Below are 19,893 nucleotides of genomic sequence, written 5' to 3' on the forward strand. Positions count from 1 at the left end.
GTCACTCCTCGTGCTCGGCGGCGGACTCGGCCGGCTCCGGGGCGACGGGGCTGGCCAGGACCGTGCCCACCCGGTTGCGGCGTCCTTCGAGCCTAACGGCCTTCAGCTTCAGCCCGTAGATCTGCGCCTCCGACCCGACGATCGGCACCCGCCCCAGGGCCTTGGCCAGCAGCCCCCCGACCGTATCCACGTCGTCGTCCTCCAGGTCCAGGTCGAACAGGTTTCCCAGGTCCCCCACCGACAGCCGGGCCGAGACCAGGTAGGCATCCCCCTCGGCGCTGACCTCCGGGGCCGCGGCATCATACTCGTCCACGATCTCCCCCACCAGCTCCTCGATGAGATCCTCCAGCGTGACCAGCCCGGCCGTGCCGCCGTACTCGTCCACCACGACGGCGATGTGGGTCCCCTCCCGCTGCATCTGGGGCAGCAGCTCCGAGACCTTCTGGGACTCGGGGACGAACCTGGCCGGACGCAGCAGCTGCCCGACGCCGCGCTCGCGGGCCCGGCCCCGATCCGCGAGCATCGCCTCGGCGACGTCCTTCAGGTACAGGAAGCCGCGCACGTCGTCGACGTCCTCGCCCAGCACGGGGATGCGGGAGTAGCCGGACCTCAGGAAGAGGTTCAGGGCGTTGTCCAGGGTGTCCTCGGCCTCGAAGCTGACGATGTCCGGGCGCGGCACCATCACGGCGCGGATGCGGGTGTCGTCCAGCTCGAAGATCGAGTGCAGCATGGCCGCCTCGCTGTCCTCGATCAGATCCGTGGTGGAGGCCCGGTCCACGAACTCGCGCAGCTCCTCCTCGGTGAAGAATCCGGCGTTCTCCTCGGTGGCCGGGGAGATCCGCGCCCCCAGTCGCATCAGCCAGCGGGGCACGGGCCCCATGCCTCGGGTCAGGGCCCGCAGCAGCTTCGCCGTGGCACCGGCCACCCGCAGCGGATGGGCCCGGCCTAGGTGGCGCGGGGCGACCCCGACCAGCACGAAGCCCGCCAGGGAGGCCAGCAGCACGGTCAGCACCGCCGCCAGCCAGACCCAGGGCAGCACCCGCATCAGCAGCAGCAGGAGGATCACGCTGACCGCGGACTCCCCCACGATGCGGGTGAAGCGCAGTGCGTACATGTGCGGCCGGGGATCGGCCAGCACCGCACGCAGGCTGGCCCGCCCCTCCTCCCGGCTGACGGTCTCCGCCTCGTGGCGGGGCAGGTAGGTGAACGCGGACTCCGCGGCGGTCATCAGGAAGGCCAGGCCCAGCAGGACGAGGACGGCGAGGATCAGCAGGACGGTGCTCATGACGGCCTCCTTCTAGTGGCGGGTCTCGACCGGGGCGGGGTGTCCGAGGAAGTCCTCCAGGATCCGCCGCTGCAGAGCGAACATCTCCCGCTCCTGCTCGGGTTCGGCGTGGTCATAGCCCAGGCAGTGCAGGATCCCGTGCACGGTGAGCAGGCACAGCTCATCGGCCGTTCCGTGCCCCGCGCGCTCACCCTGCTCCCGGGCCACCGTCGGGCACAGCACGACGTCGCCGAGCACCCCGGCCGCCGGGTCCTCGGCGGTGCCGGGCCTCAGCTCGTCCATCGGGAAGGACATCACGTCCGTGGGCCCGGGCAGATCCATCCACTGCCGGTGCAGCTGGGCCATCTGCTCGTCGGTGACCACGGCCAGGGACAGCTCGACCTCCTCCCCCAGGTGCAGACGGGCGCCGGCGAAGTCCACCAGGGCGCGCAGCTGGGCCAGGTCCACCTCCGCGAAGGCCGTGCGCTCGGCGTCGGTGCTCGGCTCGGAGACCTCGATGTCCAGGATCATGCCCGCTCCCCCGCATCCGCCCCGGCGCTCCCGGCGTCCCGCGAGTCTCTCCGGGAGTCCGCGGAACCCGCCCGGGCGGCGTCGCGCGCCCGCTTGTCCCGGGCGTGGGCGGAATCCTGCTCCCACCGCCCGTAGGCGGTGACGATGTCGCTGACCAGCTGGTGGCGCACGACGTCCACGGCCTCCAGGCGCGCGAAGTGCACGTCCTGCACATCGCGCAGGATCGTCTGCACCTGCCGCAGCCCCGAGGCGGCCCCCCGGGGCAGATCCACCTGGGTGACGTCCCCGGTGATGACCATCTTGGAGCCGAAGCCCAGGCGGGTCAGGAACATCTTCATCTGCTCCGCGGTGGTGTTCTGCGCCTCGTCGAGGATCACGAAGGCGTCGTTGAGGGTGCGCCCGCGCATGTAGGCCAGCGGCGCGACCTCGATGGTCCCGGCCTCCATGAGCCGGGGGATGGAATCCGGGTCCATCATGTCGTGCAGGGCGTCGTAGAGGGGACGCAGGTACGGGTCGATCTTCTCGTTGAGGCTGCCGGGCAGGAAGCCCAGGGACTCCCCCGCCTCCACCGCCGGGCGGGTCAGGATGATCCGGTTGACCTCCTTGGCCTGCAGGGCCTGCACGGCCTTGGCCATCGCCAGGTAGGTCTTGCCGGTGCCGGCCGGGCCGATGCCGAACACGACCGTGTTCGCGTCGATCGCCTCGACGTACGCGGACTGGTTGACGGTCTTGGGGCGGATCTTCCGGCCCCGGCTGGAGAGGATGTTCTGCGTCAGGCTCGGCGCGGCCTGGGCCATGTTGCGCACGAGCAGGTCCGTGAGCCGCTGGACGGTCTGCACGGTGATGCGGGTGTCCTGCCGGGCCAGGGCCTCCAGCTCCTCGAGCAGACGCAGCACCAGCTGCACCTGGGCGGAGGGACCGCTGACCCCGACCTCCAGGCCGCGCAGGTGCAGGGAGACGTCGGGGAAGGCCTGTTCGATGACCAGCAGCGAGGAGTCCTGGGGGCCCAAGGCCCCGATCATCGCCTCGCGCGAGGCGAAGGCATACGTGCGGGAGACGGACAGCGGGCGGGAGTCGCCGGTCGGCGAATCGGAGAGCACGGCGGCGGAGAGCCTTTCGACGGTGGGCGTGCGCGGGGGCGGGATGCTCCATCCCAGCCTACCCGCCCGCCCCCGGGCTCGTCTGCGCCCGGGGTCCGGCGGGAGGGATCCTCAGGAGGATGCGGCGGGTTCGTCGGGATCGGGGGTCAGGGGATCCGTCCCGTCGGGATCGGCGCCCTCGGACCCCGGACCGAGCTGGGACCAGTGCCCGGACAGGACCTGCAGCACGGCCAGGGCGGCGGCCCCGGCCGTGGAGGTGCGCAGCACCTCCGGGCCCAGGCGCACCGGGTGCGCGCCGGCCGCGACGAGCCGGCGCGTCTCCTCCGGCGAGATCCCGCCCTCCGGACCCACGACGAGCAGGACCCGGCCCCGGCCCTGCGGATCCGGCAGGCGGGCGGGCACCTCCCGGCTCAGCGGGTTCCGGGCCTGCTCGTGCAGCACGAGCACCAGGTCCTCGGGGCCCACCTGCCCGAGCAGGGCCTCCAGATCGGCCAGCGGCAGCACGTCGGGCACGACGGCGCGCCGGGCCTGCTTGGCGGCCGCCGCCGCGGTGCGCTCCCACTTGGCGTGGGAGCGCGCGGCCCGCTCCCCCTTCCAGCGCACGATGCTGCGCTCGGCCTGCCACGGCACGATCGCCGCGACCCCGAGCTCGGTGGCCATCTCCACGGCCATCAGGTCCCGGTCCCCCTTGGCCAGGGCCTGGACCAGCACGAGTCGGCCGACCGGCTCCGGGGCGGGATCGGCCATCAGGCGCACCAACAGGCCCTCGGGCAGCAGCTCCCGGACGACGCCGGGGGCGCGCAGCCCGCGCCCGTCGACCAGATCCAGCTCCTCGCCGGGGCCCAGGCGACGCACGGTGCGGGCGTGGTGGCCCTCCGGGCCGGTCAGTTCGACGGAGTCCTCCGAACGCGCGTCGCGCAGGAGATCGGTGGGGACGCGGAAGACGGGGCGGGTCATGGCGGCTCCTGTGCGGTGGCGGGGTCAGTCCTGGAAGCGGTCGCGCAGCCGGGAGAAGAAGCCCTGCCCGGAGCCGCGCTGCACGGTCTGCCCGGCGCCGTCGTCCTCCCCGCGCAGCTGGGCCAGCTTCCGCAGCAGCTCGCGCTGCTCGTCGTTCAGGCGGGTCGGGGTCGTGACCTGCAGGTGCGCGATCACGTCGCCGCGGCCGCTGCCGCGCAGGCGGGTCGCGCCCAGGCCGCGCAGGGTCATGGTCTGCCCGTTCTGGGTGCCCGGCTCCACGGTGACCTCGCGCGGTCCGTCGAAGGTCTCCAGGGTGACCGAGGTGCCCAGGGCGGCCGCGGTCATCGGGACGGTGATGCTGGCGTGCAGGTCGTCTCCCTCCCGGGTGAAGACCTCGTCCGGGCTGACCCGGATCTCCACGTAGAGATCGCCGTTGGATCCCCCGCCCGTGCCGGCCTCGCCCTGCCCGGACAGCCGGATGCGGGTGCCGGTGGACACCCCGGCCGGGATCTTCACGGTCAGCGGCCGGCGCTGGCGCACCCGGCCCTCGCCGTAGCACTCCTGGCAGGGGTGCTTGATGACGGTGCCGAAGCCGTGGCAGTGCGGGCACTCGGCGGTGGTCACCACGTTGCCGAGGATGGACTGGACCTGGCGCTGGACCTGCCCGCGCCCGTGGCAGACCTCGCAGGTCTCCGGCTCGGTGCCGTCCTGGGTGCCCTTCCCGGAGCACTCCGGGCAGGTCACGGCGGTGTCGACCATGACCTCCTTCTCGGCGCCGAACACGGCCTCGCGCAGGTCGATGCGCACGGTGATCAGGGCGTCCTGGCCCTGCCGGGCCCGGCTGGCCGGGCCGCGGGAGGACTGGGCGCCGTTGAAGAAGGTCTCGAAGATGTCGGAGAAGCCGAAGCCCCCGCCGGGGAATCCGCCGCCACCGCCGAAGCCGCCGGCGGTGCCGTTCTCGTTGCCGGTCGCGTCGTAGATCCGGCGCTTCTCCGGGTCGGAGAGGACGTCGTGGGCGTGGGAGACGCGCTTGAACTCCTCGGCGGCCTCCGGGGAGGGGTTGACGTCGGGATGCAGGGTGCGGGCCTTCTTCCGGTAGGCCTTCTTGATCTCCTCGGGGCTGGCGTCGCGGGAGACGCCGAGGGTTTCGTAGTGGCTGCTCACGGTGTGCTCGTTCCTTCTTCTCGCGGTGTGCTCACCGCGTGGCGGGGTCGATGGTCAGGGTCGGGTGCGGGTCAGGGCTGGTCCTCGCGCAGCAGGCGCGAGAGGTAGCGGGCCACGGCCCGCACGGCGGCCATGGTCTCGGGGTAGTCCATGCGGGTCGGTCCGACCACGCCCAGCTGGGCGCTGCCGGCCGGACCGTACACGCTGGCCACGACCGAGGCGTCGGTCAGGGGGGTCGCGGCGTTCTCGGCGCCGATGCGCACCGAGACGCCGGTGGCTCCGGGGTGCTCCTCCCCGAGCTCCGAGAGCAGGCGCAGCATGACGACCTGCTCCTCCAGCGCATCCAGGATCGGGGCGATGCTGCTGCGGAAGTCCCGGGTGGACTGGGCGAGGTAGCTGGTCCCGGCCATCAGCAGCCGGTCCTGCGCGCCGCCGTCGGCCAGGCCCGCCAGGCCCGCCATCACCCGCGCCCCGGCCTCGCGCGCCCCGGGCGGCAGGGTGGCGAGCACGGTGTCGGCGCGGGCCGCAGCCGCATCCAGCGGGGCCTCGACCAGCTCCTCCAGCAGGCGGGTGCGCAGCAGGGCGAGGTCCTCCCCCGCGTGCCCGGCGTCGACGGGCAGGGGCACCGGCTGCTGCAGCACGCGCCCGCGGCTGGTGATGAGGATCAGCAGGGCCGTGTCCGGCTCCAGGGGCACCAGGTCCAGGTGCCGGACCCGCTCCCCGGTGCGCCGGGGATAGCGCACGACGGCGACCTGGTGGGTCAGCTGGGAGAGCAGGCGCACCGTGCGGGCCATGACCTCGTCGAGATCGTGGGAGGAGCCGAGGAACTCGACGATGACCCGGCGCTGGGCCGGGGTCAGCGGCCGCACGGCGTCGATGCGGTCCACGAAGGCGCGGTAGCCCTTGTCCGTGGGGATGCGCCCGGCGCTGGCGTGCGGGGCGGCGATCAGGCCCTCATCCTCCAGGGCGGCCATGTCGTTGCGCACCGTCGCGCTGGAGACGCCGAGCCGGTGCCGCTCGACGAGGGCCTTGGATCCCACCGGCTCCCGCGAATGCACGTAGTCCTCCACGATGGCGCTGAGCACCTCGAGGCGGCGCGGATGGTTCACGGTCTGGCTCCTGGTGTTCTGCCGGGGACGGCGATGGCCGAGGACACGGGTCGGATCGGCGGGGCCCGGGCTGGGCCGGGGGCCGGCTGCGGCGCTAGAGTCGGGGGCGCGCGGCGCGGTCCGATCTGGCACTCGGATGACCCGAGTGCTAATCCTACGCCCGTGCCGATATCGAGGAAAGCGCGGGCCGGGTCCGGAGCGCGCCGGCCGCCGACGTCGGGATGATCCGCCGGTCGCAGATCGCCGACCGGGCCGCCGAGGGAGGAGCGACGAGGATGCACGCACAGGACTGGGGGCCGCAGTCCCTCGAGGAGCTCTCCGCCGCCCGCCGCGGCCCGCGCACCGAGGACCTGCCGGTGCGCGCCGGGATGGTCCTGGAGGAGCTGGAGACCGGGTGGGTCGGGGCCGCGGTGCGCCTGGAGACCATCGGCGGGCAGCGGGTGGTCAGCCTGGAGGACCGCCACGGCGCGGTGCGGGCCTTCCCGCTGGGCTACGGCTTCCTGTACGAGGGCCGCCCCGTGCGCCTGGTCCCCCCGCCGCCCCGGGCCGCCCCGAGCGGGCCCGCCCGGACCCGGTCGGGTTCGGTCGCCCTCCCCCAGGCCCCGGCCCGCACGGCGCGGGCCTCGCGGATGCTGGTCGAGGGGGTGCACGACGCCGAGCTGGTGGAGAAGGTCTGGGGGGATGACCTGCGGGTCGAGGGGATCGTGGTGGAGCCGATGCACGGACTGGATCACGTCGAGCAGACCATCCGCGACTTCCAGCCGGGTCCGGGCCGACGCCTGGGGGTGCTGGCCGATCACCTGGTGCCCGGCTCCAAGGAGTCCCGTCTGGCCGAGCAGGCTCTGGGCCTGCCCGGGGCCCGCGAGCACGTGCTGTTCGTGGGCCACCCCTACGTGGACGTCTGGGAGTCGGTGCGCCCGCGCGCCGTGGGGCTGTCCGCCTGGCCGCAGGTCCCGCGGGGGGAGGACTGGAAGACCGGCGTGCTGCGGCGGATCGGGTGGCCCCATGCCAGCGCGGCCGAGCGCGGCCGGGCCTGGCGCCGGATCCTGGCCGGGGTGAACAGCTACACGGACCTGGATCCCGGGATCCTCGGTCCCGTGGAGCACATCATCGACTTCCTCACCGATCACCCCTGACCCCCACCGCCTCATGTGATCTTCGCCATGGGTGATCCCGGCCTCCGCCGTCGCCGGTTCGGGCCCGGTAAGCTGGAGGCGATGCCCGCACGACCCGCGCGGCCGCTGACGAGACAGGATGAAGCGAGAAGTTTTGGGGACCACTTCCACCACCGAGCAGACTCCTCCCTTCGAGGGGACCAACGCGATGCCGCAGCCGCTGAGCGTCAAGGATGACCGCACGATGGCCACCCTCGCCCACTTCGGCGGGGTGGTGGGGTGCATCCCCTCCGGCCTGATCTACCTGACCTTGCGCGCCCGGGGTCGCTTCACGGCCCAGGAGTCCCGGGAGGCCCTGAACTTCACCCTCCTGCCGAGCGTGCTGATCGTGGTCTGCGTGGCCCTGTCCCCCGTGCCCGCCATCGGGTGGCTGTTCGGCCTCATCGCGGCCGTGGTCTGGGTCTTCCTCGCGCTGTCCTCCCTGGTGGCCGGGGTGCACGTGAACCGGGGCAACCCCTACCAGTACCGCTTCAACACCCGGCTGCTGGATCGGATCTCCGCCCGCCGCGGCTGATCCCGACCGGGCTCGGATCCGGGACCCCGACGTCGAACCCCGGGGTCGGCTCGCCCCGAGCCCCGTCTGGAGGACGTCCCTGCGGCTCAGTCCCCCAGCAGGGTGCGCACGACGGCGTCCCCCAGCAGCCGCCCACGCAGCGTGAGCACGACCCTGCCCTCGGCCCGGGCCTGCGGCTCGATCAGCCCCTGGCCCTCGAGCCAGCCCACCGCCTCCCGGCCAGGCCCCCGCAGATCCTCGATCGCGACGCCCTCCCGGATGCGCGCGGCGAGCATCACGTCCTCGACGTAGCGGGTGTCCGCATCCAGGTGCTCCCGAGCCGCCGCCGGGGACAGGCCCTGACGCACGCGATGGGCGTAAGGCACGGGGTGCTTCAGATTCCACCAGCGCACGCCGTTGATGTGCGAGTGCGCGCCGGGGCCGATCCCCCACCAGTCCCGGTTGCGCCAGTACGCGAGATTGTGCCGGGAGCGGGTGTCCTCGGAGCGGGACCAGTTGGACACCTCGTACCAGGAGTACCCGGCCTCCCCGAACAGGCGGTCGGCCAGCAGGTACATGTCCGCCTGGGCGTCGTCGTCCACCGGGGACAGCTCCCCGCGGCGGATCTGCGCGGCGAGCTTGGTGCCCGGCTCCACGATCAGCGAGTAGGCCGAGATGTGGTCCGGGGCGCAGTCGATGGCCGCGCGCACCGAGGTCTCCCATTCCGCCAGGGTCTCCCCCGGCGCCCCGCTGATCAGGTCCACCGAGGTCTGCAGGCCCACCTCCCTGGCCCAGGAGACCACCTTGGGGACGTTGGCCGGGGTGTGGGTGCGATCCAGCACGGCCAGCACCCGCGGCACCGCGGACTGCATCCCGAAGGAGACGCGCGTGAACCCCGCCTCCTTCAGCAGGGCGAGGTCCTCGCGGGTCACCGAATCCGGGTTGGCCTCGGTGGTGACCTCCGCGCCGTCGACGATGCCGAAGCGCTCGATCCCGGCGCGCAGGATCCGCGCCAGGTCCTCGGCCGGCAGACGGGTCGGGGTGCCCCCGCCGAAGAACACCGTGCTCAGCGGGCGGGCCGGCAGGCCGGAGCGGGTGAGGACGCCGGCGGCCAGGTCCAGCTCGCGGATCGCGTCCTCGGCGTAGCTGAGCCGGTTCACGCCGTCGCCGAAGTCCTCGGCGGCGTAGGTGTTGAAGTCGCAGTACCCGCAGCGCACCGAGCAGTACGGCACGTGCACGTAGAGGCTCAGGCTGCGCCGCTCGGCGCCGTCGAGCACAGAGGCCGGCAGCAGGCCGTCGGACGGGGCCGGATCCCCCGTGGGCTGGGCCGGGCTCACTTCTTCGGCTTGTCCTTGGTCTGCTCCCCGGAGGACAGGGCGGCGATGAACGCCTCCTGGGGGACCTCCACGCGCCCGACCATCTTCATCCGCTTCTTGCCCTCCTTCTGCTTCTCCAGCAGCTTGCGCTTGCGGGAGATGTCCCCGCCGTAGCACTTGGACAGCACGTCCTTGCGGATGGCCCGGATGTTCTCCCGGGCGATGATCCGCGAACCGATGGCCGCCTGGATGGGCACCTCGAACTGCTGGCGCGGGATCAGCTCCCGCAGCTTCGCGGCCATCGCCGTGCCGTAGGAGTAGGCGTTGTCCCGGTGGGTCACCGCGGAGAAGGCGTCCACCCGCTCCCCCTGCAGCAGGATGTCCACCTTGACCAGGTCGGCCTCCTGGGTCCCGTCCAGCTTCCAGTCCAGGGAGGCGTAGCCGCGGGTGCGGGACTTCAGCTGGTCGAAGAAGTCGAAGACGATCTCCGCCAGCGGCATCCGGTAGCGCAGCTCCACGCGGTCCTGGGAGAGGTAGTCCATCCCGCCCATCTGCCCGCGCCGGGACTGGCACAGCTCCATAACCGCGCCGATGAACTCGCTGGGCACGATGATCGTGCAGGCCACCATCGGCTCCTCGATCACCGCGATCTTGCCCTCGGGGAACTCGGAGGGATTGGTCACCCGCATCGAGGTGCCGTCCTCGGCGACGACGTCGTAGATGACGTTCGGCGCGGTGGAGATCAGGTCCAGGTCGAACTCCCGCTCCAGGCGCTCGCGCACGATCTCCAGGTGCAGCAGCCCCAGGAAGCCGCAGCGGAAGCCGAAGCCCAGGGCCGCGGAGGTCTCCGGTTCGTAGACCAGGGCGGCGTCGTTGAGCTTGAGCTTGTCCAGGGCGTCGCGCAGGACGGGGTAGTCCGAGCCGTCGATGGGGAACAGCCCGGAGAAGACCATGGGCTTGGGGTCCTCGTAGCCGCCGAGGTTCTGCTCGGCCGGCTTCTTCGCGTCCGTGACGGTGTCCCCGACGCGGGACTGGCGCACGTCCTTCACGCCGGTGATCAGGTACCCGACCTCCCCGACGCCGAGGCCCTCGGTGGGCTTGGGCTCCGGGGAGATCACCCCGATCTCCAGCAGCTCGTGCTCGGCGCCGGTGGACATCATCTGGATCTTCTGGCGCGGGGTGAGCCGCCCGTCCACGACGCGCACGTAGGTGACCACGCCCCGGTAGGAGTCGTAGACGGAGTCGAAGATCATGGCCCGCGGCGCGGCGTCGGGCCGACCCTGGGGGGCGGGCAGGTCGCGCACGATCCGGTCCAGCAGCTCCGGCACGCCCTCGCCGGTCTTGCCGGAGACCTTCAGCACGTCCTCCGGCTCCACCCCGATGAGGTTGGCCAGCTCCTCGGCGTACTTCTCCGGCTGGGCGGCCGGCAGGTCGATCTTGTTCAGCACCGGGATGATGGTGAGGTCGTTCTCCATGGCCAGGTACAGGTTCGCCAGGGTCTGGGCTTCGATCCCCTGGGCGGCGTCCACCAGCAGCAGGGCGCCCTCGCAGGCGGCCAGGGAGCGGGAGACCTCGTAGGTGAAGTCCACGTGCCCGGGGGTGTCGATCATGTTCAGGGCGTAGGCGGTGCCGTCCACCTCCCAGGGCATGCGCACCGCCTGGGATTTGATGGTGATGCCGCGTTCGCGCTCGATGTCCATCCGGTCCAGGTACTGCGCCTTCATCTCCCGCGGGGTCACGACGCCGGTGGCCTGCAGCATGCGGTCGGCCAGCGTGGACTTGCCGTGGTCGATGTGCGCGATGATGCAGAAGTTGCGCAGGACCGCGGGGTCCGTCGCCGCGGGCTGCGGGGCGTGGGCTGCCTGGGGGGCCACGGGCATCCTTTCCTGGCGCGGGGAGACGGCGCCGCTCGTCAACGGGTGCTTTCGGCAGGCGCGGGGATGCCGAGCGGGTCCGACCACGGGACCCGACGCTGATCCGCGCCTCGCCCCAGTTTCCCACGAGCGGGCCCGTTTCCCCGCATCCGCTCCTCGCCGCGCGAGGGCCCCGGGGTGGACGCGGGGCGGGGGCGGCGGCCCCGTGCGGGACCGACGGTGGCCTAGGGTGAGGAGCATGCAGATCGATCGCCGCACCGTGACCCGCGTGCTGCGCACCGCCCAGCGCCTCTGGCGCCGGTACGCCTCCCAGCAGCCGGAGACCACCCGCAGCTCCTCCTCGCGGCGGGGCTCCGGGGCGGTCGCCGCCCCGTCCGAGCACCGCGCCGGGAACACCGGAGCCTATCCCGGGGACTACGCCGGGGCCCTGGATGCAGTCCACGGGCCGCGCCCGGACGGGCGGCCGGATCCCGGGGAGATCGTGTGGACCTGGGTGCCCTACGAGGAGGATCACCGGCGCGGCAAGGACCGGCCGGTGCTGCTGGTGGGTCGGGACGGGCGCTGGCTGCTGGGGCTGATGCTGACCAGCAAGGATCACACCAACGCCGCGCACCGCGACGACCGCTACCTGGACATCGGCTCCGGCCCGTGGGACCGGCAGGGTCGGGCCTCCGAGATCCTGGTGGACCGGGTGATCCGCGTGGATCCCGGAACTGTGCGCCGGGAGGGTGCGGTGCTGCCGCGCGAGGTCTTCGAGCGGGTGGTCCGCGCCGTGCCCCGCCGCCGCTGAGGCGACGGGCGGGGGCCTCGTCGTCGCGGCCGACGGCGCTCCCCCACCGGTGGCCTGAACCTCCGCGGTCTGCTAGAGTGGACGGCTGTGTGTCCGATGGTCATCGGGCACTGCGCAGCGATGACGGAACCCTCGGCATCCCCACGCCGCTCAGTCGCGATCCGCTGCGTTTGCCCTCACTGACCCATTCGACGGAACAGAAAGAACTTTTCACGTGGCGAACATCAAGTCCCAGAAGAAGCGCATCCTGACCAACGAGAAGGCCCGCCTGCGCAACAACGCCTACAAGTCCGAGCTGCGCACCGCGGTGCGCAAGGTCAACGCGGCCGTGGAGTCCGGCAGCAAGGAAGAGGCCGCCGAGGCCCTGCGCGTCGCCTCCCGCAAGTTCGACCAGGCCGTCTCCAAGGGCGTGCTGCACAAGAACAACGCGGCCAACAAGAAGTCCGGTCTGGCCGCTCGGGTGAACTCCCTGGCGTAACGCCCCCTCACGGCCAGCCGCTCGAGGCCCCGTTCCCTCACTCCCCTCCGGGGGTGGAGGCGACGGGGCCTCGTCGCATCCGCACGGCCCGCCCCCATCCGCTCGGCCCCGCCCCGGGCGCGCCGCTGCGCGCGCAGGGTGGGAGACCCGGAGACCCATCCTGCGGGAGGAGGCCTCGGGCGGCTGGTCAGCGGCGGCGTCCCGCGGTGGCCAGGGTGAGCACGGCCCGCTCCAGGGCGTAGATCGGGTCCTGGGCTTCGCCCTTGACCTGCGCGTCGGCCTCGGCCAGGGCCCGGATGACCTCCCCCAGCGCCTCGGGGGCGTAGCGGCGGGCGTCCCGCTGGGCCTGCTCGGCCTGCCAGGGCGCCATGCCGAGGTCCCGGGCCAGCTGGGCGGGACTGTCCCGGCGTCCGTGCACCTGGGCGATCGTGCGCACCCGCATGGCCAGGGCGCCGACCAGCGGCACCGGGTCCACCCCGGAGTCCAGGGCCTGGCGCAGCGCGCGCAGCGCCGATCCGGGGTTCCCGGCGACGGCGGCGTCGGCGACCTTGAAGGCCGTGACCTCGGTGCGTCCCCCGTAGTACCGCTCCACCACGGCATCGGTGATCGTGGCGGGCCCGTCGGCCAGCAGCTGCCGGGCCGCGGCGTGCAGCTCGGCGGCGTCGCGCCCGGTCGCGGCGATCAGCAGCCGCACGGCATCCGGTTCGATGCGCCGCCCGGCCTCGCGCACGACGGCGTGCAGGAACTCCGAGGCGTCCCGGTCCGTCTTCAGCGGCCGGCAGGACACCACCGGGTGCCCGGCCTTGCCGATCGCGTCCAGCAGCTTCTTCCCGCGATTGCCGCCGCCGTGGTGCAGCAGGACCACGGACTCCTGGTCCGGGGCCTTGACGTAGGCGAGGGCCTCGGTGAGGAACTCCTCGGACATCCGCTCCAGCTCCTGGACCCGCACCAGGCGGGCGTCCCCGAACAGGGAGGGGCCGGTGGCCTGGGCCAGGGCTCCGGGGGCGTAGTCCCGGGCGGAGAGCTCGTGGACCTCGACCTCCCCGCGCTGCTCGCGCATCCGGGCGAGCACGCGACGTCGGGCCTGGGTCGCGAAGTGCTCCTCCGAACCGCTGAGCAAGATCACGGGAGCCGGTTCCACGCCGCGCCAGGAGGTCTGCTCGGTCTCGGCGCTGCGGCGGCGCGGGGGCATGGGGGTCCTTCCTCCTCGGCGGCCAGGCTGGCCCGCAGACTGTCGGGCAGCTCCTTCATGGTAGCCCGGCGCGCCGGGTCCGCCAGCTGCAGGGCCACCGCGGCCAATCCCGCGAACAGCCCGGCCAGGACGACGGCGCCGGGCCCGTCCCCGGTGGGCACCCGGGCGGCCGGGGCCTGCCCGATCCCGTGGGCCACCGCCTCGATCCATCGGGCACAGACACCGGCGCCCAGCAGCAGCGGATCCGCCAGCGGGCCCACCCCGGACGAGCACACGGCCAGCAGACCGCAGACCGTGCCCAGAGGGACCGCGGGGGCCGCCAGCACGTTGGCCGGGACCGTCCACGGCCCCCAGAACCCGGACAGGTGGACCAGATAGGGCGCGCACCAGAGGCTCGCGACGATGCTGATGGCCAGCGCCTCGGCCAGCCACCGCCAGGCCACCCCGCACAGCAGCCGGCACACGGCCGGGCCCTGCAGGATGATCCCGGCGGTGGCCGCCACGGACAGGACGAACCCGGCGTCGGCGCCCAGGCTCGGGTCCACCGTGAGCAGCACGACGGTGCTGACCCACAGGGCCGCCCCGCTGGATCCGCCGCGCCCGGCGGCCACGCTGATCCCGCCGAGCACCCCCATGACGGTGGCGCGAAGGATGCTGGGGTCCGGACCGACCAGCAGCAGATACGCCCCGGCCGCCGCGATCCCGGCGAGCAGGGTCACCGCCCGTGGGCAGCGGGTCCAGCGCACCGCGTGGACCCCGAGCAGCAGCACGATCGCGACGTTGGACCCGGACACGGCCGTCAGGTGGGTGAGCCCGGCGGTCTTCATGTCCTCGGCGGTCGGCTCCGAGAGGGACTCGTCATCCCCGTAGGCCATGCCCAGCACCAGGGCGGCGGTGTCCGGGGCGAGCAGGTCCCGGGCCCGGGCCTCGGTGCGCTCCCGGGCCCGCTCCAGGATCCCCGGCCGCGCACCGGTCCTGTCGGCGGAGCCCGACGACGCACCGCCCGATCCGGCGTGGTCCGGGTCCGCCGGGCCGATCACGGCGGCCACCGAGATCTGCGGCTCCCCACCGCGCCCGGCGCTCACGACGCCGGCCAGCAGGACCGGTGCGGTGCCGGCCTCGGCCAGGCGCGCCGTCGGATCGGCGCCGAACCACAGCGTCACCGCCGCCGAGCCCGCCGCCGTCTCCCCGGTGGGCCCGCGCTGCACGGCCAGGACCGTGGTGGGCACGGCCCACCGGGAGCCGAAGCGGCCCTCCACCTCCCTGGGGTCCTCCGCGACGCGCGCGACCAGGCGGACGGCGGTCTCCGCGGGGTTCGTCTCGGCGGACGAGGCCGGGGTCTGCCCCGCCCCGGTGGCGGCGCCGTCGACCGATGACTCGGCGTCGGTGCCCGATTCGCCGTCGGTGCTCGCGCGGGCGGCTTCCGCCAGAGCGAGGGCCACCGGGTCCCTCGCCTGCAGGCCGGCGCTGGTCAGCACCAGGCCCGCCCCAACCGCCGCGATCACCAGGGCACCGAGGACGGCGCGAGCCCGCGGGAGCAGCCCGCGGGGACCGGATCTCGGGGACCGACCCGCCCGTCCCCCATCCCCGGGATCCTCCGGGACCGCACCTCGGGTCCGGGGACCGCGACGGCGCCCGATGGCCGCCGGGATGAGCAGTCCGGCGCCGACCAGGGCGCCCGCAGCACAGATCCCGGCGGCAGCCAGCAGGGCCCGGGGCTGGTGGCCGGGGGCGAGGAGTGCGGCCGTCCAGGCCGCGGCCGCCGCGCTGAGCAGCCGCAGATCCACGGCTCGCACGGGTTGGGTGCCGAGCCCGGGCGCGGGCATCTCACACCATGACCAGCGGCTCGAGGGCGGCGAGCATGGCCTCCCCGATCCCGGGAACGGCATCCAGCTCGGCCACCGAGGCGAAGGCCCCGTGGACCTGCCGATAGTCCAGGATCCGCTGGGCCAGCTTGGGGCCCACCCGCGGCAGGGTCTCCAGCTGTTCGGCGGTGGCCGTGTTCAGGTTGATCCGCTCCCCGCTCGCGGCACCACTGCCGGCCGTTCCCGGACCCGTCCCGGTATCCCCGGCTCCCGCAGCGGCGGTCCCGGAGGGGTTGGGCGGTGCCGCGGCCTGGGCGGCCGCCTCCTCTCGGGTGGGCACCCGGATCTGCTGTCCGGACTGCACCGGGGCCGCGAGGTTGATCCCTTCCAGCCCGGCCTCCTCGGTGGGGCCGCCGGCGGCCTGGATCGCCTCGGCCGTCAGGGCCCCGGCCGGAAGCCGCTGCAGCCCCGGGGACTTCACCGCGCCGACCACGTGCACGGCGACCTCCCCGCCCGACGCCGCCGTGGCACCCGGAGTCCCTGGGGCACCGGCCGCCGGGGCGGCGTCGGAACCCGGGTCGGGCGAACCGAGCTCCAACGGGGAGGCGCTTCCGGAGGCGACCACGGCGATCCTCGGGGCCTGCTGCTCCCCGCGGGGGACGAACAGCACGAGCGCGAGCACAGCCAGGGCCGCCACGGCCAGCAGGCCCAGCACCGCCCTTGGTGACGGGGAGAAGCGCAGCCACCCGACCCCCGGCGTCGGGACGGCGGCCGGTCCCCGTTCGTCCGGGGCCAGGCCCTCGATCATCGCGGTCAGCCGCTGCCGGGAGGCCGTGGGACCCGCCCGGCGCGGGGACGGGACCGTGCGGCGGGTGACGCGGTGATCCTCCGGGACCTCCCACGGGTCCTCGGTTTCCTCGATGCGCTGGTTCATGGGCCTCACCGTAGAAGGACCCGCGATCCGCCTCCGCACTCCGTCCCGGCCGGAGGACCCCTCGGTGGATGACGGGGCCAAGACACCGCGTCCATCCCCCATCGGCGCGGACCCGTAGGGCGCTCAGTCCCCCGCGACGTCGGGCGCCGGATCCGCCAGAGCCCCTGCCAGGTGCCCGGGGATGCTCGCCGCGGCCGTCGGTCCGAGGCCGGTGTGCACGGCCAGGGCAGCGGGCAGGTCCGCCCGCACCACGCGTACCCGGCCCCCCAGCTGCTCCTCGATCCGGTGGTGCAGCCGCTCGGGTACCTCTCGGCCCCAGAAGTCCTGGATCAGGCACACCGCCCACCCGTGATCGTCGGGCACGCCGCGGGCCGCGGCGTCGGCCAGGACCGCCCGGGTGGCGCGCTGCGCGACCAGCTCGGCGAAGCGCTGGACCGCCGGACCCGTCTGCCGGGGCCGCTCCAGGTAGCGCAGGCGCCCCTGCTCGACGGTCGCGATGGGTTTGACGTGCAGCATCTGCCCGACGCGGGCCAGGGCCCGGGGCACCCGGCCGCTGCGGCCCAGCTGCTCCAGGGAGGGCACCCAGAACAGCAGCTGCGTCGCCTCGAGGGCCGCCTGGGCCGCCTCGAGCACCCGGTCGGCATCCGCGCCGGTGCGCGCGGCGGCCAGCGCGGCGGCCACCCCGGCGGCCTGGGCTGCGGCGACCGTCCGGGTGTCCAGCACGCGCACCGGGATCGGGGATTCCCGGGCGGCGGTGCGCAGGGTCTGGACCGTCCCGGACAGCTCCCCGGAGATGGTCAGGGCCACCACCTCGGTGCACCCGGCCGCCGCCAGGGCCGCCAGAGCCCGGGAGACGGCGCCCGGGGAAGGGCGGGAGGTGCTCATGCTGCGGCCTTCGGCGGCGGCGAGCACCAGGTGTTCCCGCACGCGCGGGTCCGCGGCCTCGGGGAAGATCTGGCCCTCGATCATCAGGGGCAGATCCAGGCAGATCAGCTCCCCGGCCGCGCGTGCTCGCTCCAGCAGGGTGCGGGGCAGGCCAGCCGCGGCGTCGGTGAGCACCCCGACCCGACACGGCCGCGACCGCGCCGCGCCCGTCTCGGGAAGGACCGCCCCGGGAACGTCCGGGCCGGTCTCCTCCCGCCCGGTTGTGCCTGCCGGATCCCGCGTCTCGGTCATGGCCGCTGCCCGCGTGCGCCTAGGCGACGATGTTCACGAGCTTCGGCTCGCGCACGATGACCTTGCGGATCTCGGACCCGTCCAGGAACCGCTGCACGGCATCCGAGGCCAGGGCGCGCTCGCGCAGCTGCTCGGCGTCGATGTCCGCGGGCACCTCCAGGCGGTCCCGGACCTTGCCGCGGATCTGCACGACGGCGGTGACCGTGTCCTGGACCAGCAGCTCCTCCCGGACCTGCGGCCAGCCCGCGCGCAGCACCGGCTCATCGTGTCCGACCTGGTGCCACAGGTCCTCCGCGGTGTACGGGGCGTACAGGCTCAGCAGCACCGCCACGGCCTCCACCGCCTCGCGCACGGCCGGATCGGCCCCGCCGGGCCCGGCGTCGATGGCCTTGCGGGTCGCGTTGACCAGCTCCATGGTCTTGGCGACCACCACGTTGAACTTGCCCGACTCCAGGGCCTGCTCGGCCTCGTGCAGCATCCGGTGGGTGACCCGTCGCAGCGCCTGGTCCCCGTCGGCCGGATCCGCCCCCAGCGGGGCCGTCAGATCCTGTCCCAGCCGCCAGGCCCGGGCCAGGAACTTCAGGGACCCGCCCGGGGAGACGTCGGCCCAGTCGACGTCGTCCTCCGGCGGGGAGGCGAAGACCATCGTGGTGCGCACCGCATCCACCCCGTACAGGTCCAGCTGCTCGCCGAGGTTCACGCCGTTGCCCAGGGACTTGGACATGGCCTTGCCCCCGTTGAGCACCTGACCCTGGTTCAGCAGGGCCCGGAAGGGCTCATCGAAGTCGACCCACCCGAGGTCCCGGATCACCTTGACGAAGAACCGGGCGTAGAGCAGGTGCAGGATCGCGTGCTCCACACCGCCCACGTACTGATCCACCGGCGCCCAGTCGCGCAGCGCCTGCGGGTCCAGGGCGGCGGTGTCCAGGTGGGGGTTGGCGAAGCGCAGGAAGTACCAGGAGGAGTCCACGAAGGTGTCCATCGTGTCCGTGTCCCGCCGGGCGGGCTCGCCGCAGGACGGGCAGGCGACGTTGACCCAGTCCTCGGCCGCGGCCAGCGGGGACTGGCCCTTGGGCGCTAATTGCTCGCCCTTCAGGTTCTCCGGCAGGCGCACCGGCAGCTGATCCTCCGGGACCGGGACCTCACCGCAGTCCGGGCAGTGGATGATGGGGATCGGCGCGCCCCAGAAGCGCTGGCGGGACAGCAGCCAATCCCGCAGCCGGTAGATGGTCTGGCCGGCCCCTGCGCCCTTGTCCTCCAGCAGCTGCACGGCGCGGGCGATCGCGGCGGACTTGTCCAGTCCGTCCAGCGGCCCGGAGCCGGTGAGCACGCCGTCCCCGGTGGTGGCCACGCCGCTGACCGCGGGGTCCTCCTCCCCGGTGTCCACGACGGTGCGCACCGGCAGGTCGAAGGCGCGGGCGAAGTCCAGATCCCGCTGGTCGTGGGCCGGCACGGCCATGACCGCCCCGGTCCCGTAGTCAGCCAGCACGTAGTCCGCGGCCCACACGGGCACGGACTCACCCGTCAGCGGGTTCAGCGCGTGACGACCGGTGAACACGCCGGTCTTCTCCCGGTCGGTGGCCTGCCGCTCGATGTCCGAGAAGGCCTTGACCCGCTCCCGGTACTCCTCCAGGGCCGCCCGCTGCTCGTCCGTGACCAGCTCCAGGGCCAGGTCCGCATCCGCGGCCACCACCAGGAACGTGTTGCCGTACAGGGTGTCCGGGCGGGTGGTGAACACGGAGACCTCCCGCTCCGACCGGCCGCCTTCGGCCGGGATCCGGAAGTCCACCCGCGCACCCGAGGAGCGCCCGATCCAGTTGCGCTGCATCGCCAGGACCCGCTCCGGCCAGTGCCCCTCCAGCTGATCCATGTCCTCCAGCAGCTGGTCCGCGTACTCGGTGATGCGGAAGTACCACTGGTTCAGGGACTTCTTGGTCACCGGGGTGCCGCAGCGCTCGCAGGCGCCGTTGACGACCTGCTCGTTGGCCAGCACCGTCTGGTCCTTGGGGCACCAGTTGACCGGGGAGTCCTTGCGGTAGGCCAGGCCTTTGGCGTGGAACTGCTGGAACAGCCACTGGGTCCAGCGGTAGTACTCGGGGTCCGAGGTGTGCAGGCGCCGGGACCAGTCCACGGCGATCCCGTAGCGCTTGAAGGAGGCCGCCTGGGTCTCGATGTTGCGGTAGGTCCACTCGGCCGGGTGCGTGCCGTTCTTGATGGCGGCGTTCTCCGCGGGCAGGCCGAAGGAGTCCCAGCCGATCGGGTGCATCACGTCGTAGCCGCGCTGCATCCAGTAGCGGGCGACGACGTCGCCCATCGCGAAGGCCTCGGCGTGGCCCATGTGCAGGTCCCCGGAGGGGTAGGGGAACATGTCCAGGACGTAGCGGCGGGGCTTGGAGCCGTCGTCGAGGGGGACGAAGACCCGCTCGGTCTCCCAGTACTCCTGCCAGCGGCCCTCCAGGGCCGCGGCGTCGTAGATCCTCTCCTCGGCCGCCTGCTCGCGGGCTGCGTCACTCACCTGGGCCACCATCATTCCTT

General features: G+C 73.4%; 17 protein-coding genes. 4 read left to right on the plus strand and 13 right to left on the minus strand.

Translation table 11 applies throughout. The features are described from left to right. Window position 1: 1 nt before the first annotated feature. The 6 genes from KKR01S_RS05680 to hrcA form a co-directional block, all read right to left on the minus strand. On the minus strand, window positions 2-1,285 hold the full coding sequence (locus KKR01S_RS05680; protein ID WP_061225514.1) for a hemolysin family protein: 1,284 nt from the start codon (window positions 1,283-1,285) through the stop codon (window positions 2-4). Window positions 1,286-1,297: 12 nt separating this feature from the next. Next, complete coding sequence (ybeY, locus tag KKR01S_RS05685; protein WP_058730855.1) at window positions 1,298-1,795, minus strand: rRNA maturation RNase YbeY; 498 nt, start codon at window positions 1,793-1,795, stop codon at window positions 1,298-1,300. After that, window positions 1,792-2,817: a PhoH family protein gene (locus tag KKR01S_RS05690; protein ID WP_081101595.1), complete on the minus strand. Its 1,026-nt coding sequence runs from the start codon at window positions 2,815-2,817 to the stop codon at window positions 1,792-1,794. The genes ybeY and KKR01S_RS05690 overlap by 4 nt, the downstream gene beginning before the upstream one ends. 189 nt (window positions 2,818-3,006) lie before the next feature. Further along, a complete protein-coding gene (locus tag KKR01S_RS05695) occupies window positions 3,007-3,852 on the minus strand; it encodes a 16S rRNA (uracil(1498)-N(3))-methyltransferase (protein ID WP_064725342.1) in 846 nt (281 codons plus the stop codon). Window positions 3,853-3,876: 24 nt separating this feature from the next. Continuing rightward, the gene (dnaJ, locus tag KKR01S_RS05700) at window positions 3,877-5,016 is read right to left on the minus strand and encodes a molecular chaperone DnaJ (RefSeq protein ID WP_061225515.1); all 1,140 of its coding nucleotides are present in this window, start codon (window positions 5,014-5,016) and stop codon (window positions 3,877-3,879) included. Between the two features lie 71 nt (window positions 5,017-5,087). Next, on the minus strand, window positions 5,088-6,125 hold the full coding sequence (gene hrcA / locus KKR01S_RS05705; protein ID WP_061225516.1) for a heat-inducible transcriptional repressor HrcA: 1,038 nt from the start codon (window positions 6,123-6,125) through the stop codon (window positions 5,088-5,090). Between the two features lie 275 nt (window positions 6,126-6,400). On the opposite strand from hrcA, the gene KKR01S_RS05710 reads away from it, so the two are divergent. Both KKR01S_RS05710 and KKR01S_RS05715 read left to right on the plus strand, forming a co-directional pair. Continuing rightward, a complete protein-coding gene (locus KKR01S_RS05710; RefSeq protein WP_061225517.1) occupies window positions 6,401-7,261 on the plus strand; it encodes a DUF3097 family protein in 861 nt (286 codons plus the stop codon). A 133-nt stretch (window positions 7,262-7,394) separates the two neighbouring features. Further along, window positions 7,395-7,814, plus strand: coding sequence for a DUF4870 domain-containing protein (locus KKR01S_RS05715; RefSeq protein WP_224799492.1), 420 nt, complete (start codon window positions 7,395-7,397; stop codon window positions 7,812-7,814). 86 nt (window positions 7,815-7,900) lie between these two features. Here the strand turns inward: KKR01S_RS05715 and hemW are convergent, their stop codons facing one another. Together hemW and lepA are read right to left on the minus strand one after the other, a co-directional pair. After that, window positions 7,901-9,130 carry a radical SAM family heme chaperone HemW gene (gene hemW, locus KKR01S_RS05720; protein ID WP_058731235.1) on the minus strand — a complete coding sequence of 410 codons (1,230 nt, stop codon included), beginning with the start codon at window positions 9,128-9,130 and terminating at the stop codon, window positions 7,901-7,903. Further along, window positions 9,127-10,989 (minus strand): translation elongation factor 4, encoded by a 1,863-nt coding sequence (gene lepA / locus KKR01S_RS05725; RefSeq protein WP_174520372.1) that lies wholly within the window; start codon window positions 10,987-10,989, stop codon window positions 9,127-9,129. Before lepA ends, hemW begins: the two co-directional genes overlap by 4 nt. 232 nt (window positions 10,990-11,221) lie before the next feature. Here lepA and KKR01S_RS05730 point away from each other — a divergent pair, with 232 nt between their 5' ends. Both KKR01S_RS05730 and rpsT read left to right on the plus strand, forming a co-directional pair. After that, window positions 11,222-11,773 (plus strand): type II toxin-antitoxin system PemK/MazF family toxin, encoded by a 552-nt coding sequence (locus KKR01S_RS05730; protein WP_099049733.1) that lies wholly within the window; start codon window positions 11,222-11,224, stop codon window positions 11,771-11,773. Window positions 11,774-11,987: 214 nt separating this feature from the next. Continuing rightward, entirely contained in the window at window positions 11,988-12,251 is a 264-nt protein-coding gene (gene rpsT, locus KKR01S_RS05735; RefSeq protein WP_058731236.1) for a 30S ribosomal protein S20, read from the plus strand. A gap of 187 nt (window positions 12,252-12,438) precedes the next feature. Here the strand turns inward: rpsT and holA are convergent, their stop codons facing one another. The 5 genes from holA to leuS form a co-directional block, all read right to left on the minus strand. Continuing rightward, the gene (gene holA, locus KKR01S_RS05740) at window positions 12,439-13,443 is read right to left on the minus strand and encodes a DNA polymerase III subunit delta (RefSeq protein ID WP_061225518.1); all 1,005 of its coding nucleotides are present in this window, start codon (window positions 13,441-13,443) and stop codon (window positions 12,439-12,441) included. Next, the gene (locus tag KKR01S_RS05745) at window positions 13,374-15,269 is read right to left on the minus strand and encodes a ComEC/Rec2 family competence protein (protein ID WP_061225519.1); all 1,896 of its coding nucleotides are present in this window, start codon (window positions 15,267-15,269) and stop codon (window positions 13,374-13,376) included. The genes holA and KKR01S_RS05745 overlap by 70 nt, the downstream gene beginning before the upstream one ends. A 1-nt stretch (window position 15,270) precedes the next feature. Then, window positions 15,271-16,182 (minus strand): ComEA family DNA-binding protein, encoded by a 912-nt coding sequence (locus tag KKR01S_RS05750; protein WP_061225520.1) that lies wholly within the window; start codon window positions 16,180-16,182, stop codon window positions 15,271-15,273. Window positions 16,183-16,305: 123 nt separating this feature from the next. Further along, window positions 16,306-17,241, minus strand: coding sequence for a DegV family protein (locus KKR01S_RS05755; protein ID WP_061225521.1), 936 nt, complete (start codon window positions 17,239-17,241; stop codon window positions 16,306-16,308). A 136-nt stretch (window positions 17,242-17,377) separates the two neighbouring features. Further along, entirely contained in the window at window positions 17,378-19,888 is a 2,511-nt protein-coding gene (gene leuS, locus KKR01S_RS05760; protein ID WP_061225522.1) for a leucine--tRNA ligase, read from the minus strand. Window positions 19,889-19,893: the final 5 nt, after the last annotated feature.

It is taken from the genome of Rothia kristinae NBRC 15354 (genome assembly GCF_001570865.1).
Taxonomy (GTDB): Bacteria; Actinomycetota; Actinomycetes; order Actinomycetales; family Micrococcaceae; genus Rothia; species Rothia kristinae.